Consider the following 16,078-nt stretch of genomic DNA (forward strand, 5'->3'; position numbering starts at 1 on the left):
CCGGACAAAGCAGGCATAATACCGCGCCTTTACCCGTGAACCGGTAGCCCCGTGAAACCAATACCACCGTCCAATACCTTGCGCCCCTCGGCCTGTCCGGGGTTGCTGCGTATTGTCCAGGCGTTGGATGGCGGGATTTGCCGCATCAAACTGGCGGGCGGTTCGATCCGTGCCGAGCAGGCGTTTGCCGTGGCCGACGCCGCCCAGGCCCATGCCGGCGGGGTGATCGAGGCGACCAACCGCGCCAACCTGCAGATTCGCGGGATCGGCGCCGAACAGGATGCATTGATCGCCGCCTTGCTGGCCGCCGACCTGGGCCCCAAGCGTGCCGCCGGTGATGATGTGCGCAACCTGATGCTCAGCCCCAGTGCCGGCATTGACCGCGAGATGCTGTTCGATACCCGACCGTTGGCCGACCAGATCCTCACCACCCTGGAAACCCACCCGCGTTTCCATGAGCTGTCGGCCAAGTTCGCCGTGCAACTGGACGGCGGTGAAGCCCTGGCCATGCTCGAGCATCATCACGACCTGTGGCTGTCAGCCTTCGATGCCAATGGCAACACGCTGTTGGCATTCGGCCTGGCAGGCTGCCCGGCGCGGGATGCGCCCTTGGCGGCGGTACCTTTGGCACAAGGGCATGCACTGGTGGTGGCGGTGCTGGAGCGGTTCCTTGAGCTGGCCCGGCCTGATCAAACCCGCATGCGCCACCTGCTGGCTGAAACCGCTGTGGATAACTTTTTGCGGCAGCTGAATATGCCATTGCAGCCGGTTGATGGCTTTTCAAGGCACTCCAACCCCGCGCCGCTGCACCTGGGAAGTTATCCACAGCGCCAAAAAAACCAGGTCTACGTCGCCGCCGTCGCACCCTTGGGCCGCCTGGATTCGGCGATGCTCAGGGGCGCTGCGCAACTGGCCGTCGACCATGGCGACGCCACCTTGCGTGTCACGCCATGGCAAGGCCTGCTGCTGCCCAATATCCAGGATGCGGCGGCTGTCACCGAACGCCTCGAACAGCTTGGCTTTTTGTGTTCGGTGGACCAACCCCTCGCACGGATGATCGCCTGCACCGGCGCCGGCGGTTGCGCCAAAGGCCTGTCCGACACCAAGGCCGACGCCGTGCAACTGGCTGCGCTTGCGCCCGGCCACAGCGTGCACCTGTCCGGCTGCCCGCGTTCCTGCGCGGCCGCCCACACCGCGCCGGTCACCCTGCTGGCGGTAAGTCCCGGCCACTACGACCTCTATTTTCGCGACGCAGGCCTGCCCGGTTTCGGCCGCCTGCACGCGCGCACTCTTTCTATTGAAGCGGCGGGCGCCTTGTTGCGCGCTCACCCACGGAGCAACACCGATGATTGATTACATCCGCGACGGTCAGGAGATCTATCGCAACTCCTTCGCGATCATTCGCGCAGAAGCCCGGCTTGATCGCATCCCTGCCGACCTGGAAAAACTCGCGGTGCGGGTGATTCATGCCTGCGGCATGGTCGACGCCATCGACGGCCTGCAATTTTCCGAAGGTGCCGGCAAGGCCGGGCGCGAAGCCCTGGCCGCTGGCGCGCCGATCCTGTGTGATGCGCGGATGGTCTCCGAAGGCGTGACCCGTACGCGCCTGCCGGCCAACAATCAGGTGATCTGCACCCTGCGCGACGACAGCGTGCCGGAGTTGGCCCGCGAGCTGGGCAACACCCGTTCCGCCGCCGCCCTGGAGCTGTGGCGCCCGCACCTGGAAGGCAGTGTGGTGGTGATCGGCAATGCGCCGACAGCGCTGTTTTACCTGCTGGAAATGCTCGACGCCGGCGCGCCAAAACCTGCACTGATCCTCGGGTTCCCGGTGGGTTTTGTCGGCGCCGCCGAATCCAAGGCGATGCTGGCGGCAGACAGCCGCGGCGTACCGTTCGTGATCATGCAGGGCCGCCTCGGCGGCAGTGCGATGGCCGCCGCCGCGGTCAACGCCTTGGCCACGGAGGTCGAATGATGCCGGCACGCGGACGTTTGATCGGCCTGGGCGTAGGCCCCGGCGATCCGGAACTGATTACCCTCAAAGCCCTGCGCCTGCTGCGCGAATCGCCGGTGGTGGCGTACTTCGTGGCCAAGGGCAAGAAGGGCAACGCCTTCGGCATCATCGAAGACCATTTGGTGCCCCAGCAAACCCTGATGCCGCTGGTGTACCCGGTGACCACTGAAGTGTTGCCGGCGCCGCTGTCCTACGAGCAAGTGATCAGCGATTTCTACGACGCCGCCAGTGTCGACGTTGCGGCACACCTGGACGCGGGGCGCGATGTGGCGGTGATCTGTGAAGGCGACCCGTTCTTCTACGGCTCCTACATGTATTTGCACGACCGCCTGGCCGAGCGCTACGAAGCCCAGGTGATCCCGGGTGTGTGCTCGATGCTCGGTGGCGCCTCTGTACTGGGCGCACCGTTGGTGTATCGCAACCAGAGCCTGTCGGTGCTTTCCGGCGTGCTGCCCCATGACGAACTCAAGCGTCGCCTGGCGGATGCCGACGCGGCGGTGATCATGAAGCTGGGGCGCAACTTCACCAAGGTGCGTCAGGTACTGGAAGAATTGGGATTGGCGAGCCGGGCGTTGTACGTCGAGCGCGCGACCATGGCCAATCAGAAAATCGTCGCCCTGGATCAGGTCGATCCGACGTCCTCGCCGTATTTCTCGTTGATCATCGTTCCCGGTGAAAGGTGGCAAGGCTGATGACGGCTCCCGCGATTGTCATCCTGGGGCAGGGCAGCCTCGCCACGGCCCGCGCTATCCAGCAGGTGTATCCCGACGCACTGATCCACGGCCTGGCCGGGCGGGTCGAGGGCGCCGATCAGGCCTATAACGAATTCGGCGCCACAGTGCGCCAGTTGTATCAACAGGGCACGCCGATCATCGCGCTGTGTGCCGCCGGGATTGTGATCCGCACCCTGGCGCCGCTGTTGCTGGAGAAGGGCATCGAGCCTGCTGTGCTGGCCGTCGCCGAAGACGGCAGCGCGGTGGTGCCGTTGCTCGGTGGCCTGGGTGGCGTGAACGTGATGGCGCGGGAAATCGCCGCTGCCCTGGACGTTGCCGCCGCGATCACCACCAGTGGCGAGCTGCGTTTTGGTACCTGCCTGCTTAACCCTCCCCATGGTTATCAACTGGGGGATCTGGAGCTGGGCAAACGCTTTGTCTCGGATTTGCTGGCTGGCGAATCAGTACGCATTGAAGGCGCGGCGCCGTGGCTGGATCAGGCCAACTTGCCCCAGGATCAACAGGCACGCCTGGCGATTCACGTCGGCAGTGCCGAGCGCACACCTGCGGCCAATGAGTTGCTGATTTATCCGAAGACGGTGCTGGTTACCTGCCAGCCGGGGCCGCAACTGGCCGGGCGAATTCGTGCGGCGTTGCAGGATGCCGGGCTCGCCGTGCAGTCCCTGGCTTGCCTGCTGGCGGCTGAAACGGAGATGGCCGATTCGTCATTGCACGAAGCGGCGTTGGAGCTGGGCGTGCCATTGCGCTTCGCCGATCTGGCGCCTCAGGCGGACATTGCGATCACGGTGGCCGAGGCTCCTCTGGACCTGTCCCTGATCGGTCGTCCCCGTGGCCGCCTCGCGGTGATCGGTCTGGGCCCCGGCGCTGCCGAACTGATGGTTCCGGCAGTAAAAGCCGAGCTGGCCCGCTGCACTGACGTGCTGGGTTACGAAACCTATGTGCGCATGGCCGGGCCGTTCCGCGCGGACCAGATCCAGCATTGCACCGACAATCGCGAAGAGATGCAGCGCGCGCGTCATGCCTTTGAGCTGGCGGCGCAGGGGCGTTCGGTGGTGGTGGTGTCTTCGGGTGACCCGGGTGTATTCGCCATGGCCGCCGCGGTGATCGAAGCCTTGCACGAGTCCAGCGACCCGGCCTGGCATCAGGTCGACCTGGAGATTTTGCCGGGCGTGTCGGCATCCCTCGCCACGGCGGCCCAGGCAGGTGCCCCGCTGGGGCATGACTTCTGTGTGATGTCACTGTCGGACAACCTCAAACCCTGGTCGATCATCGAGAAGCGCCTGGACCTGGCGTCCCAGGCCGACCTGGCGCTGGCGTTCTATAACCCGATCTCCCGTGCGCGGCCCTGGCAGTTGGGACGCGCCCTGGAAATCGTCGCGCAGCACCGCACGCCTGAAACACCGGTGGTCTTGGGCCGTGACATCGGTCGCCCGGGCCAGACCCTGCGAGTCACCACCCTGGGGCAACTGACGCCGGAGCAGGTGGACATGCGCACCATGGTGCTGATCGGTTCGTCCACCACCTGCGTCTTTGCGCGGGCAGGTGGTGGCGAGTGGGTCTACACGCCACGTTGGTACGGCGAGAAACCCGCCTCCTGAAAACAACGGCGGCCCCGCCATGGGGCCGCCTTGAAACGTCAGTCATTGATGCCGGAAAGGTCTGCTTGCCGAGGTTTTTTTGCATCGGCTCAAGTCATACCTTTCTCTACGGCTTGAAGAAAAGCACGGCGCTTTTGTGTGCCGCCGCCTCATCCCCAGCGTTTACTCAGCTGCGCCGCCTGCAGTGATTTTTCCTGCGGGTCGCGGCGCGTCCCGTGGTCAATTTTCAGCAGCTCAAAATCCCCGGCAAGTCGACTAGTGTTGGCGTTGAGCCCCATGTTGGGGGTTATGGAGAAATGGCTATGGAGCGAAACAACAAACGGATCAACAGCGCAAAAAGGAGGAAGCTGATTGCCGCTTACCGGCTTCCGGGCGCGCCCGGCCTGGCGTCGGGATTGAGCGCGCCGGTGAAGCCCGAGGCGGATGATGAGCTGGACGCGGCGGTGGTGAACAACAGCGTCATGTCGTTTGTGCAAGGCATGACCAGCCTCAACAAGGAGTACACCCGCAAAAGCTATTTGCTGGCGAGCAGCTACGTCAGCGATGTGCTGCGGGTCGCCCGGGGCACAGAGGCCTGGTACAACGAATTCATCAAGGTCATGAGCAGCCTCGGCTGGATGCCGGTCAGGAGCAGTTTCGAGCGGGTGTACACCTCTCGCAAGGGGCTGTCGGTACAGCTGGCGGCGCTGAACCTGATGGCGGCCACCGTGGCCTCGACGTTTCTGTCGGGGCCGCTGATCAGTGTATTGCCCAAACGGGTGGCGGAGGCGGTTGAAGCCTTGAAGCAGCTCCCGGCCTCATTTGAGTTATTCAAGCGAAATACCACCACGCGTGACGGTGGCGATTTCGGCTTGGCGTCCTGCTCGGAAATCGCCGGGGAAGTTTCGATGGTGCTGGTGACGTACAGCTCCCACGGCGTCAGCAAGCAACTGGGCATACCGTTTCTGGAGTGGGACAGTGCATCCGTCGAGGCCTTCAGTGGCCGCACGTGCCTGGTGCTGAACAGCTCGGTGGTCAACGAAGACACGATTCAACTGCTGCGGGACAGCGCAGGGGACAAGGTCCGCCTGGCTATCGCCAACTACAGAATTTGATCTACGGCACCAGGTAACCGCGTACACCGGTGAAGATGATTTGTGCGGCCAGGGCGCACACGAACAGCCCCATCAACCGGCTGACAATCTGCAAGCCCTGGTCGCCGAGGATGCGTTCGATACGGTTGGACAGGTACAGCACCACGCCCACCGTCAGGCTGGCCAGGGCGATACTGAGGATCGCGGTGATCTTGTCGTCCCAGTGCGGCTGGCTGACGCCCATCACCAGCAGCGCACCGATGGTGCCGGGGCCGACGGTCAGGGGAATGGTCAGCGGCACGATGGTCACGTCCTGCTGCACGTTGTCGGTCTGCACCGCTGACTTGCCCTGGGCCATGCCCAGGGCCGAGATGAACAGCACACTGCCGGCGCCGATGCGGAAGGCGTCGACGGTGATGCCGAACACACTGAAAATCACCCGGCCGAACAGGTAGAGCAACACGCTCGATACCAGGGTGGCGAGGGCCACTTTCCAGGCCAGGCGCCGCCGCTCCTTGCTGGAGTAACCGCGAGTCAGGCTGATAAAGCAGGAGAGCACGAAGAAGGGGCTGTAGAGCACCAGCATCTTCAGGTAAACGCTGAATAGCACGTGGAGCATGGTGGGAGCTCGCAGCGAAGGAGGGCGAGCGGGAGTTTATCAGGCCTGTGACGAACGGGCTGCACTGATCCCCTGTAGGAGCGAGCTTGCTCGCGAAGGTCGTTAACGATAACGCGGGCTTTCTGGTTTAACGCGGCGCTCTCAGGTTCTTCGCGAGCAAGCTCGCTCCTACAGGTTGGGCGTGTCAGGAAGTCGGGGCGTGCTCGGGGCGTTGTGCCCGCTGTGCTACCCAGTACTCCACCAGCTCGCGCAATTGCGACAACTCCACCGGCTTGGCCATGTGCCCGTCCATCCCGGCCTGGCGTGCACGCTCTTTATGTTCCGAAAGAATGTGCGCGGTGAGTGCCACGATTGGCGTACGAATCCGCTGGTTGCTGACTTCCCACGCGCGCAGTTGCTGGGTGGCGGAGAAGCCGTCGAGGATCGGCATTTCACAGTCCATCAACACCAGGTCGTAGCGCTGGGCCTTCATTGCCTGCAGGGCTTCTTCGCCGTTGCTGGCGGTGTCGGGCTGCAGGTTGAGCTTGCCGAGCATGCCGCGAATCACCTTGGTGGAGATGCTGTTGTCCTCCGCCACCAGGATCCGGAAGTCACTCGGCACGGTCACCGGGGCCGGCGCGCTGATCGCCGGCTGGCGTGGTTGCACGGAGCCCTTGCTGCGCTGGGTCAATTCATCGGCAAGGGTGGTCTTGAGGGTATAGCCGGCCACGGGTTTGGCGAGGATGCGCTTGATCCCGCAGTTGCGCGCGATGATCTTGCTCGGCGCATTGCTGATGCCGGTGAGCATGATCAGCAGGATGTCGTGGTTCAGGCTCGGGTCTTCCTTGATCTTCGCCGCCAGTTGCATGCCGGTCATGCCGGGCATGTTCTGGTCCAGCAGCACCACGTCGAAATAGTCCCGCAGGTGCGCCTTGGTGCGCAGCAGCGCCAGGGCTTCCTTGCCCGAAGGCACGGCGCTCACGTTCAGGCCCCAGGCCGTGCATTGCTGCACCAGCACTTTGCGGCAGGTGTCGTTGTCGTCCACCACCAGCACGCGCGCGCCCTTGAGCGGGCCGTCGAGGTCGGAGGTCGGGTGCTCCAGGCGTTCCGGGTCCAGCGGCAAGGTCAGCCACAGGGTGCTGCCTTGCTGGCTGCCACTCTTGATGCCGAATTCGCCGTTCATCAACAGGATCAGCTGGCGGGCAATGACCAGGCCCAGATGGCCGCTCAGGCGGGTGGCAGAGAGGAAGTTCTTGCTGTGCAACTCGCTGTGCAGCAGGGCGTCGCGCTCGGCGGGTTCCATCGGCAGGCCGCTGTCTTGCACGGCAATGCGCAGGCGCGGTTTGCTGCTGCGCTCGTCCAGTGCGACGACGATCAGTACTTCGCCTTCATCGGTTTTTTGCAGGGCATTTTCCAGCAGGCTCAACAGTGCCTGGCGCAGCCGCGTCGGGTCGCCGCTGATCACCCGGGGTACCTGGGGCTGGATAAAGCTGATCAGCTCGACGTTCTGCTGCTCGGCCTTGGCGCGGAAAATACTCAGGCAGTCTTCGATCAGCGCGTTGAGGTCGAACTGCACATCGTCCAATTCGATCTGCCCGGATTCCAGCTTGGAGATGTCGAGAATCTCGTTGATCAGGGTGAGCAGTTCGTTGCCGGCGCTGTGGATGGTTTGCACGTAGTCGCGTTGCTTGACTGAAAGCGGGGTGCCCAGCAGCAGTTCGGTCATGCCCAGCACGCCGTTCATGGGCGTGCGAATTTCGTGGCTGATCTTCGCCAGGAATTCGGCCTTGGCGGCGATTTCGGCGTTGCTGGCCGCCAGGTCGCGGCTGAGGCTGAAGTTGTCTTCGGTGATGGCGCGCTGGCGTTCGCCCAGGGCCAGGCTCATCAACAGGCCACTGAGGCAGATAAAGCCGAGCAGGGTGATGATCAAGCCTTGTGGCGGCACCAGCGTCAGGCCCAGCAAGGCCGGGAGAATAATCAGCGTGCCGATGTTGAAGATCACCATCGCCAGCATGAACAGGCGCGCCGGGCGGTAACCCTTTTGCCAGTGATAGGCCGAGACGAACAACATGCTCAGGCCGGCCAGCGCCACCAGGGCGTAGGTGATGATGTTCAGGGGCAAGGTGTTGACGAACAGCAGCAACAGGCCGGTCAGGACGATCAGCAGGATGTCGGCCATCAACAGCTTGTTCAGCGGATGCGGGCCCAGTGGCGCAAAGAAGCGGTAGGCAAACATCAGCCCGCACGGCGCGGTCAGCAGCAGGGCGAGGTAGGCGCCGGGGGTTTGTACCGCGTGCCAGTTCGGCAGCCACGGGCCCAGCACGTTGAGCAGCAGCGCAAGGCTCAGCAGCAACAGCAATTCGCAGGCGGCGAGCCACAGGCTGCTGCGGGAGCGATGGTAGGCGTAGCGGGTGAGGTTGTGCAGGATCAGCATCACCAGGCAACCGAACAGCAGCCCATAGATCAGCGTCTGGTTCTGGTTGGCCGCAGCCAGCACGGCCGGCTCAAGGGTGATGTAGGGGCGCAGCTCGTGTTCCGAGACCATGCGCAGGTACACGTCCAGCGGCTTCTGGCTTTGCGGCATCGGCAGCATGAAGTCGCTGCTGGGCAGCGGGCGCTCGGCCTGGGGCTGGCGGGTGCCGGTAGCTTCCTGCTCCACCAGGGTGTCGCCGTCGAGTACATACAGGTTCAGGTGTGACAGGTCAGGGGCGAATACCCGCAGCACTTGCTCGTGTTTGCCGGGTTGCAGCCTGAAGCGTACCCACAACGCACCGTCCGGTTGCGCGGCGGTAATCCGGTCCAGTTCGATGGGGCTGAATTGATTGATGTAGCGGGGCGAGCGGATGTCGCTCAGTTGCAGATCGGCCTGTTCATCAAGCAATACTGCCCAGCCACTGCCTTGTGCGGCGGCCTGGGCCGGGAGCAAGCAGAGCAAGGTCAGCAGACTGACAGTGAAACCTATGGCGATCCTGAGCCAGCGCACGGCGAAATCCCTTCGTAGGTTGATGCATGGGTATAACTATGCGCGGGGCCACAAGCGTAGGGCAAGGGCCAGAGGCCCCTGCCTAACCGAACGGATAGCTGTTTACTGACTTTCGCCACGCTCACGGGCAATGGCGCGGTAGCCAATGTCGGTGCGGTAGAAGCAGCCTTTCCAGTCGATCTTCGCCGCCAGCTTGTAAGCCTGTTGCTGGGCGGCATCTACGCTGCTGCCCATGGCGGTTGCGCACAGTACGCGACCACCGGCGGTGACGACCTTGCCATCCTTGAGCGCGGTGCCCGCGTGGAACACCTTGCCTTCCAGCGTAGCAGCCGCGTCCAGACCTTCAATCACATCGCCCTTGGCGTAGTCGGCCGGGTAGCCGCCGGCGGCCAGCACGATGCCGACGCTCGGGCGCGGGTCCCACTGGGCTTCGACCTTGTCCAGGGCCTGGGCCAGCGCAGCTTCAACCAACAGCACCAGGCTCGATTGCAGGCGCAGCATCACCGGTTGGGTTTCCGGGTCGCCGAAGCGGCAGTTGAACTCGATGACTTTCGGATTGCCGGCCTTGTCGATCATCAAGCCGGCGTACAGGAAACCGGTGTACACATTGCCTTCGTCGGCCATGCCGCGCACGGTTGGCCAGATGACCAGGTCCATCACGCGCTTGTGCACTTCGGCAGTCACTACCGGAGCAGGGGAGTAAGCGCCCATGCCGCCGGTGTTCGGGCCGCTGTCGCCGTCACCCACACGTTTGTGGTCCTGGCTGGTGGCCATCGGCAGTACGTTCTTGCCGTCGACCATCACGATGAAGCTGGCTTCTTCGCCGTCGAGGAATTCTTCGATCACTACGCGCGAACCGGCTTCACCGAAAGCGTTGCCAGCGAGCATGTCGCGCACGGCGTCTTCGGCTTCGGCCAGGGTCATTGCGACGATCACGCCTTTACCGGCGGCCAGGCCGTCGGCCTTGATCACGATCGGTGCACCGACTTCACGCAGGTAGGCCAGGGCCGGCTCGATTTCGGTGAAGTTCTGGTAGTCGGCGGTCGGGATCTTGTGGCGCGCCAGGAAATCCTTGGTGAAGGCTTTCGAGCCTTCCAGCTGGGCAGCGCCGGCGGTTGGGCCGAAGCAGTCCAGGCCGCGGCTGCGGAACAGGTCCACAACGCCAGCTACCAAGGGCACTTCCGGGCCGACGATGGTCAGGGAAACGTTTTTCTCGGCAAAGTCCGCCAGTTGCTCAAGGGCCAACACGTCGATGGCGACGTTTTCGCACTTGGCTTCAATGGCGGTACCGGCGTTGCCGGGGGCGACGAAAACTTTCTGGACACGTGGGTCCTGGGCAACTTTCCAGGCCAGGGCGTGTTCACGGCCACCGCTGCCAATGATCAAAACATTCATTTCAAAAACCTCGGATGACGCTGAATTCTGACCGTTCCCACGCTCTGCGTGGGAATGCCTCTTGTGACGCTCTGCGTCACGCTTTGGGACGCGGAGCGTCCCGGGCTGCATTCCCACGCAGAGCGTGGGAACGAGCAATCAGTGACGGAAGTGGCGCATGCCGGTGAAGACCATGGCAATGCCGGCTTCATCAGCCGCTGCAATCACTTCTGCGTCACGCATCGAGCCGCCCGGTTGGATCACGGCGGTAACACCGGCTTTCGCGGCGTTGTCCAGGCCATCACGGAACGGGAAGAATGCGTCGGACGCCATCACCGAACCCTGCACCTGCAAGCCGGCATGTTCTGCCTTGATCGCAGCGATGCGTGCCGAATTCACGCGGCTCATCTGGCCCGCGCCGACACCGATGGTCTGGCGGTTCTTGGCGTAGACGATGGCGTTGGATTTAACGTACTTGGCGACTTTCCAGGCGAAGATCAGGTCGTTGATTTCCTGTTCGGTCGGGGCGCGCTTGGTCACCACTTTCAGATCGGCGCTGCCGATCATGCCGATGTCGCGGCTCTGTACCAGCAAGCCGCCGTTGACGCGCTTGTAGTCCCAGGCAGCGGCACGCTCGGCCGACCACTCGCCGCACGCCAGCAGGCGCACATTGGCCTTGGCGGCAACGATGGCGCGAGCCTCTTCACTGACGGATGGCGCGATGATCACTTCAACGAACTGACGCTCGACGATCGCCTTGGCGGTCTCGGCGTCCAGCTCACGGTTGAAGGCGATGATGCCGCCGAAGGCCGACTCGGTGTCGGTGGCGTAGGCCAGTTCGTACGCCTGGCGGATACCGCCTTCAGCGTCCGGGCTCACGGCCACGCCGCACGGGTTGGCGTGCTTGACGATCACGCAGGCTGGCTTGACGAAGCTCTTCACACATTCCAGCGCGGCGTCGGTGTCGGCCACGTTGTTGTACGACAGCTCTTTGCCTTGCAGTTGGGTCGCGGTGGCGATGCCGACTTCAGCAGGCTTGGCCTCAACGTAGAACGCCGCGCTCTGGTGCGGGTTCTCGCCGTAGCGCATTTCCTGGGCCTTGATGAACTGGCTGTTGAAGGTGCGCGGGAACTGGCTGCGACCTTCTGTGCTGAGGGTTTCAGCGGCCTGGTTCACGGTGCCCATGTAGTTGGCGATCATGCCGTCGTAGGCAGCGGTGTGTTCGAAGGCCTTGAGCATCAGGTCGAAGCGCTGGGCGTAGGTCAGGCCGCCGGCTTTCAGGCTTTCCAGTACGTTGGCGTAGTCGCTGGCGTTCACCACGATGGCCACGTCTTTGTGGTTCTTGGCTGCCGAGCGAACCATGGTCGGGCCGCCGATATCGATGTTTTCGATGGCGGTCGGCAGGTCGCAGCCTGGCTTGTTGATGGTGGCTTCGAACGGGTACAGGTTAACGGCCACCAGGTCGATCGGCTTGATGCCGTGCTCGCTCATGATGGCGTCGTCGATACCGCGACGACCGAGGATCCCGCCGTGGATTTTCGGGTGCAGGGTCTTGACCCGACCGTCCATCATTTCTGCGAAACCGGTGTAGTCCGCCACTTCCACTGCGGCCACGCCGTTGTCCTGCAGCAGTTTGAAGGTCCCGCCGGTGGAGAGAATCTCCACGCCCAGGGCTTCCAGCTCCCGGGCAAATTCGAGGATCCCGGTCTTGTCGGAGACACTGATCAAGGCACGGCGGATCGGCAGGCGGGTAGTCTGGTCGGTCATTTCAATTTCCATCAAAAGCAAAGGAGTCAGCAAAAAAGGCGTCCGTTTTTACGCGGGCGCCTTTCTGGTTTGATTGAATGCTTACAGCAAATCGTACTGCTTGAGTTTCTTGCGCAGCGTGCCACGGTTCAGACCGAGCAGCTCACTGGCCTTGGTCTGGTTGCCCTTGACGTAGTTCATCACGCTTTCGAGCAACGGCGCTTCGACTTCGGAGAGCACCAGGTTGTACACGTCCGTGACGGCAGCGCCCTCAAGGTGGGCGAAATAATTGTGCAGCGCCTTCTCGACACTCCCGCGAAGGGTCTGGCCTTCTTCGCTCGGCGTGTTGAGGTGCTGTTTCAAATTGACGTTGTCGCTCACGGGTGTTGTTCCACTCACTAAAGTCTCGGTCATCATCGTCATGCGGCCACCCCTTCTCCGTCCCCTGTCACCAGGCTCTTGTAACGCTCGGAGAAGAACTCACGAACGTTGGCGCACTGTGCTTCCGTATCATCCAAACGATTGAAGTGGGCGCGAAACTCCCTGGCGCCCGGCAAGGTTGCGAGATACCAGCCCACATGCTTGCGAGCAATGCGTACTCCCATCACGTCTCCGTAGAAGGCGTGCAGGGCGGCCAGATGCTCTAGCAGAATACGTTCCACCTCGATCAGCTCCGGTGCCGGCAAGGTTTCGCCGGTACGCAGAAAATGCTCGATCTCACGAAAAATCCACGGCCGCCCCTGGGCAGCCCGGCCAATCAACAGGCCATCGGCGCCGGTCGCGTGCAGCACGCGCCGGGCTTTCTCGGCTGAGTCGATGTCGCCGTTGGCAAAGACGGGAATCGACACCGCCTGCTTGATCGCGGCAATGGTGTCGTACTCGGCTTCACCGGTGTAAAGGTCGGCGCGGGTGCGGCCATGCACCGCCAGCGCTGTAATGCCCGCCTGCTCGGCGATCTTCGCCACCGTCAGGCCATTCTTGTTGTCCCGGTCCCAACCGGTGCGGATCTTCAGGGTGACCGGCACATCCACTGCAGCGACAACGGCATGCAGGATCTCGCTCACCAACTGCTCATCCTTCAACAGGGCAGAACCTGCGGCCTTGTTGCAGACCTTCTTGGCCGGGCAACCCATGTTGATATCAATAATCTGCGCCCCCAACTCCACGTTGGCCCGGGCCGCATCCGCCAGCATCTGCGCATCACCGCCGGCGATCTGTACCGAGCGGGGCTCGGGATCACCTTCGTGGATCATGCGCATCCGCGATTTGCGGGTGTTCCACAGGCTCATGTCGCTGGTGACCATTTCCGAGACTACAAGCCCTGCGCCCAAACGCTTGCAAAGCTGACGAAAGGGCTGGTCGGTGACGCCCGCCATCGGGGCGAGGATCAAGCCGTTGTGCAATGTGTATGGGCCGATGCGTACCGCCGACATAGGACTTCCCTGTTGTGGGGCCGGATCATTAGAGTTCGAAAAAGGGTTGGCATGATACCCGCTCTCGATGACTGGATAAAGGCTGAATTGGATAAAATCTGAGCAGTTATTTTCTTATCGCCGCAGGTTTGGTCAAAGGCGATGCAGTCAATAATCTGCCGTCAAGCACCGGCCAGGCAGCCGTTTCACTCGGGGGAGTGGAAGCTCAGGCTGTAATTCACCGCTTTGTTGCCCGGGTCGAGGATGTCCAGGGCAATGTGGATCGGCGTCTGGGAGGGCATCTCGGTCACGCCTGCCAACTCGCCGCTGAGGTATTCGGCGGGTTTGAAGCGACGACTGGCGATCATATTCCCGTTCATGTCGGCAAAGCGTAGCTCCAGCAGCGGGAACGGTTGGGAGAATGTCGCGCGGTTATAGATGATCGCGTCCACCACCAGGGCACCGGCAAACTCCGGGTGGCTGCGCACCACCAGGTTGCTGCTCTTGATGTGGGCGATATCGACCCGGGATGGCACGGTGCAGCCCAGTTTCGGGCACAGTTCCTGGAACCATGGGCGGTAGGCGTCCTGGCGTGCCAGGTCGTCGAATTGGTAGGCGACGTATTGTCCCGCCAGGCCGGCGGCGGCCAGCAGCACCAGCAAGCCCCAGAACAGGCGGCGGCCCCAGCCGGAGGAACGCTTCCGGGAATACAGGTGCAGCGGGTCGTCTTCCAGGTCCGAAAGCAGGTCGTCGTGGGCGCCAGCCTCGGGGCGAGGGCGCTTGCGTTTGGGCTGCGGGCGTTCCGGTTGTTCGGGTTCCGGCTCGTCCGCTACGGCGGTTACCGGTGGGTCGAGTTCGTCATCGGTGGGGCTTGTGTGCAGCGGTGGTTCGTCGTCCGGCTCGACCGCTTCAAACGACATCGACGGTTCGGTGCGCTTGGGTTTGCCTGGGCTTGCCTTGGCCGGTTGCGGTTCCTCGTCGACCGTTTGCGGGGCTTGGGCCCGTTCATCCCGGGGTTCGCTGAACAGGCTGGAGGCCCATTGCTCTTCCTCGGCCTTGGCCGTATCACGGCTGGCGCTGAGGGCATCTTCCTTTTGCCGACGATCGGCGCCGGGCTGGCGACGGTCGGCACCCACGGGCTGGGTGTGCTGGATCTCGCGACGTTCCAGCTTGGCCAGTTCTACGTCGAGGTCCAGGTTATCCAGGTCCAGCTCTTCGGCGGTCCATTGCTTCTGGCTGATGGCTCGCGGCGCTTGGGGTGGCGGTTCTACGGCTGCCGGCGGCTCTGCCGCAGGTGGTGCCTGGGGCGCGGGCGCATTGGCGCGCTGCTCCAGCAGTTGGCGAGCGGCATTGAACACTTGCAGGCACGACCCACAGCGCACCACGCCACGGGCCACGCTCAATTGAGCGTGGTTGACGCGAAAGCGTGCTTGGCAGTGTGGGCACTGGGTGACGAAACTGTCGGTCATGCGGCCATCCGATTCATGCAGGCGCTCATTCTAGCGCCGACGACCACTGATGCGTACCCAGCCATCGCGGTTGGCGATCGGATCCAGCTCAAAATCCTGGGCGTAGGCGGCGGCAACATCTTCGCCCTGTTCGGCGAGGATGCCCGACAGCGCCAGGCGGCCGCCCGGCTTGACCAGGCTCGACAGCTGCGGCGCCAGGGAAACCAGTGGCCCGGCGAGGATATTGGCCACCAGCACGTCGGCCTGCACCTGGGGCAATTGCTCCGGCAGGTACAGCGGGAATTTCTCTTCAGCGATGTTATTGCGCCCGGCGTTATCGCGGGAGGCTTCCAGGGCTTGCACGTCGATATCGGTACCGACCGCTTCCTTGGCGCCCAGCAGCAGGGCGGCGATCGCCAGGATCCCCGAACCGCAGCCGAAGTCCAGCACGTTGCAGTCTTTCAGGTCCTGGCCATCGAGCCATTCCAGGCACAGCGCGGTGGTGGGGTGGGTGCCGGTGCCGAACGCCAGGCCCGGGTCCAGCAGCAGGTTCACGGCGTCAGGCTCGGGGGCGGCGTGCCAGCTCGGCACGATCCACAGGCGCTGGCCAAAACGCATTGGCTGGAAGTTGTCCATCCAGCTGCGTTCCCAGTCCTGGTCTTCGATGATTTCGCTGTGATGCTCCGGCAGCGGGCCGCCGGTGAGCAGTTCCATGTGGGCCAGGACGCTGGCGGCATCGGTGCCGTCTTCGAACAGGGCCAGCAGATGGGTGTGGGACCACAGCGGGGTGGTGTTGAGCTCGGGTTCGAAGATCGGCTGGTCTTCGGCGTCCATGAAGGTCACCGACACGGCGCCCACTTCGAGGAACGCGTCTTCGTAGGTTTCGGCTTGTTCTGGGCTGATGGCGAGACGGACTTGCAGCCAAGGCATGGCGGGCACCTTTGAAAAAATGAGTGTGCAGCGGGGTAGGGCTGCGAAAGACGCGCAAGTTTACGCGAGCGAACAGCAGAAGACGACTGTACTGCTGGTGTACACAGAACAAAATGTGGGAGCGGGCTTGCTCGCGAATGCGGTGTGTCAGTAATGGATGTGTTGACTGGC

The 16,078-nt window shown here is 63.1% G+C and carries 13 protein-coding genes; 5 read left to right on the forward strand and 8 right to left on the reverse strand.

The window, feature by feature from the left end:
- Nucleotides 1-51: 51 nt before the first annotated feature.
- The 5 genes from cobG (at nt 52) to AC3WKX_RS20935 (ending at nt 5,437) form a co-directional block, all read left to right on the forward strand.
- Nucleotides 52-1,353 (forward strand): precorrin-3B synthase, encoded by a 1,302-nt coding sequence (gene cobG, locus AC3WKX_RS20915; RefSeq protein ID WP_023659365.1) that lies wholly within the window; start codon nt 52-54, stop codon nt 1,351-1,353.
- Nucleotides 1,346-1,972 carry a precorrin-8X methylmutase gene (locus AC3WKX_RS20920; RefSeq protein WP_003217338.1) on the forward strand — a complete coding sequence of 209 codons (627 nt, stop codon included), beginning with the start codon at nt 1,346-1,348 and terminating at the stop codon, nt 1,970-1,972. Before cobG ends, AC3WKX_RS20920 begins: the two co-directional genes overlap by 8 nt.
- The gene (locus AC3WKX_RS20925; RefSeq protein WP_102606178.1) at nt 1,972-2,703 is read left to right on the forward strand and encodes a precorrin-2 C(20)-methyltransferase; all 732 of its coding nucleotides are present in this window, start codon (nt 1,972-1,974) and stop codon (nt 2,701-2,703) included. The genes AC3WKX_RS20920 and AC3WKX_RS20925 overlap by 1 nt, the downstream gene beginning before the upstream one ends.
- Nucleotides 2,703-4,343 (forward strand): precorrin-3B C(17)-methyltransferase, encoded by a 1,641-nt coding sequence (gene cobJ, locus AC3WKX_RS20930; protein ID WP_102606173.1) that lies wholly within the window; start codon nt 2,703-2,705, stop codon nt 4,341-4,343. The genes AC3WKX_RS20925 and cobJ overlap by 1 nt, the downstream gene beginning before the upstream one ends.
- A 302-nt stretch (nt 4,344-4,645) precedes the next feature.
- Complete coding sequence (locus tag AC3WKX_RS20935) at nt 4,646-5,437, forward strand: hypothetical protein (protein ID WP_102606174.1); 792 nt, start codon at nt 4,646-4,648, stop codon at nt 5,435-5,437.
- A 1-nt stretch (nt 5,438) separates the two neighbouring features.
- Here AC3WKX_RS20935 and AC3WKX_RS20940 read toward each other — a convergent pair whose 3' ends face one another.
- The 8 genes from AC3WKX_RS20940 to prmA form a co-directional block, all read right to left on the reverse strand.
- Entirely contained in the window at nt 5,439-6,035 is a 597-nt protein-coding gene (locus AC3WKX_RS20940; protein ID WP_003217330.1) for a MarC family protein, read from the reverse strand.
- 184 nt (nt 6,036-6,219) lie between these two features.
- A complete protein-coding gene (locus AC3WKX_RS20945) occupies nt 6,220-8,997 on the reverse strand; it encodes a hybrid sensor histidine kinase/response regulator (RefSeq protein WP_102606175.1) in 2,778 nt (925 codons plus the stop codon).
- Between the two features lie 102 nt (nt 8,998-9,099).
- Nucleotides 9,100-10,392, reverse strand: a complete 1,293-nt coding sequence (purD, locus tag AC3WKX_RS20950; RefSeq protein WP_003217326.1) for a phosphoribosylamine--glycine ligase — start codon at nt 10,390-10,392, stop codon at nt 9,100-9,102.
- A 138-nt stretch (nt 10,393-10,530) separates the two neighbouring features.
- Nucleotides 10,531-12,138, reverse strand: a complete 1,608-nt coding sequence (gene purH, locus AC3WKX_RS20955) for a bifunctional phosphoribosylaminoimidazolecarboxamide formyltransferase/IMP cyclohydrolase (RefSeq protein ID WP_003217323.1) — start codon at nt 12,136-12,138, stop codon at nt 10,531-10,533.
- Between the two features lie 81 nt (nt 12,139-12,219).
- Nucleotides 12,220-12,540 (reverse strand): DNA-binding transcriptional regulator Fis, encoded by a 321-nt coding sequence (gene fis / locus AC3WKX_RS20960; RefSeq protein WP_003186237.1) that lies wholly within the window; start codon nt 12,538-12,540, stop codon nt 12,220-12,222.
- Complete coding sequence (gene dusB, locus AC3WKX_RS20965) at nt 12,537-13,550, reverse strand: tRNA dihydrouridine synthase DusB (RefSeq protein ID WP_003217321.1); 1,014 nt, start codon at nt 13,548-13,550, stop codon at nt 12,537-12,539. Before dusB ends, fis begins: the two co-directional genes overlap by 4 nt.
- 185 nt (nt 13,551-13,735) lie before the next feature.
- Nucleotides 13,736-14,998 carry a DUF3426 domain-containing protein gene (locus tag AC3WKX_RS20970; protein WP_102606176.1) on the reverse strand — a complete coding sequence of 421 codons (1,263 nt, stop codon included), beginning with the start codon at nt 14,996-14,998 and terminating at the stop codon, nt 13,736-13,738.
- Between the two features lie 30 nt (nt 14,999-15,028).
- Nucleotides 15,029-15,907 carry a 50S ribosomal protein L11 methyltransferase gene (gene prmA / locus AC3WKX_RS20975; RefSeq protein WP_003217316.1) on the reverse strand — a complete coding sequence of 293 codons (879 nt, stop codon included), beginning with the start codon at nt 15,905-15,907 and terminating at the stop codon, nt 15,029-15,031.
- Between the last annotated feature and the right edge of the window lie 171 nt (nt 15,908-16,078).

The sequence above is a fragment of the Pseudomonas sp. GP01-A4 genome, assembly GCF_058780865.1.

What these genes read in the sequence shown, in the direction of transcription:
- dusB (WP_003217321.1), bottom strand. Translation starts at nt 13,550, where the DNA reads ATGTCGGCGGTACGCATCGGCCCATACACATTGCACAACGGCTTGATC.
- AC3WKX_RS20920 (WP_003217338.1), top strand. Translation starts at nt 1,346, where the DNA reads ATGATTGATTACATCCGCGACGGTCAGGAGATCTATCGCAACTCCTTC.
- prmA (WP_003217316.1), bottom strand. Translation starts at nt 15,907, where the DNA reads ATGCCTTGGCTGCAAGTCCGTCTCGCCATCAGCCCAGAACAAGCCGAA.
- fis (WP_003186237.1), bottom strand. Translation starts at nt 12,540, where the DNA reads ATGACGATGATGACCGAGACTTTAGTGAGTGGAACAACACCCGTGAGC.
- cobJ (WP_102606173.1), top strand. Translation starts at nt 2,703, where the DNA reads ATGACGGCTCCCGCGATTGTCATCCTGGGGCAGGGCAGCCTCGCCACG.
- purD (WP_003217326.1), bottom strand. Translation starts at nt 10,392, where the DNA reads ATGAATGTTTTGATCATTGGCAGCGGTGGCCGTGAACACGCCCTGGCC.
- AC3WKX_RS20940 (WP_003217330.1), bottom strand. Translation starts at nt 6,035, where the DNA reads ATGCTCCACGTGCTATTCAGCGTTTACCTGAAGATGCTGGTGCTCTAC.
- AC3WKX_RS20925 (WP_102606178.1), top strand. Translation starts at nt 1,972, where the DNA reads ATGCCGGCACGCGGACGTTTGATCGGCCTGGGCGTAGGCCCCGGCGAT.
- purH (WP_003217323.1), bottom strand. Translation starts at nt 12,138, where the DNA reads ATGACCGACCAGACTACCCGCCTGCCGATCCGCCGTGCCTTGATCAGT.
- AC3WKX_RS20935 (WP_102606174.1), top strand. Translation starts at nt 4,646, where the DNA reads ATGGAGCGAAACAACAAACGGATCAACAGCGCAAAAAGGAGGAAGCTG.
- AC3WKX_RS20970 (WP_102606176.1), bottom strand. Translation starts at nt 14,998, where the DNA reads ATGACCGACAGTTTCGTCACCCAGTGCCCACACTGCCAAGCACGCTTT.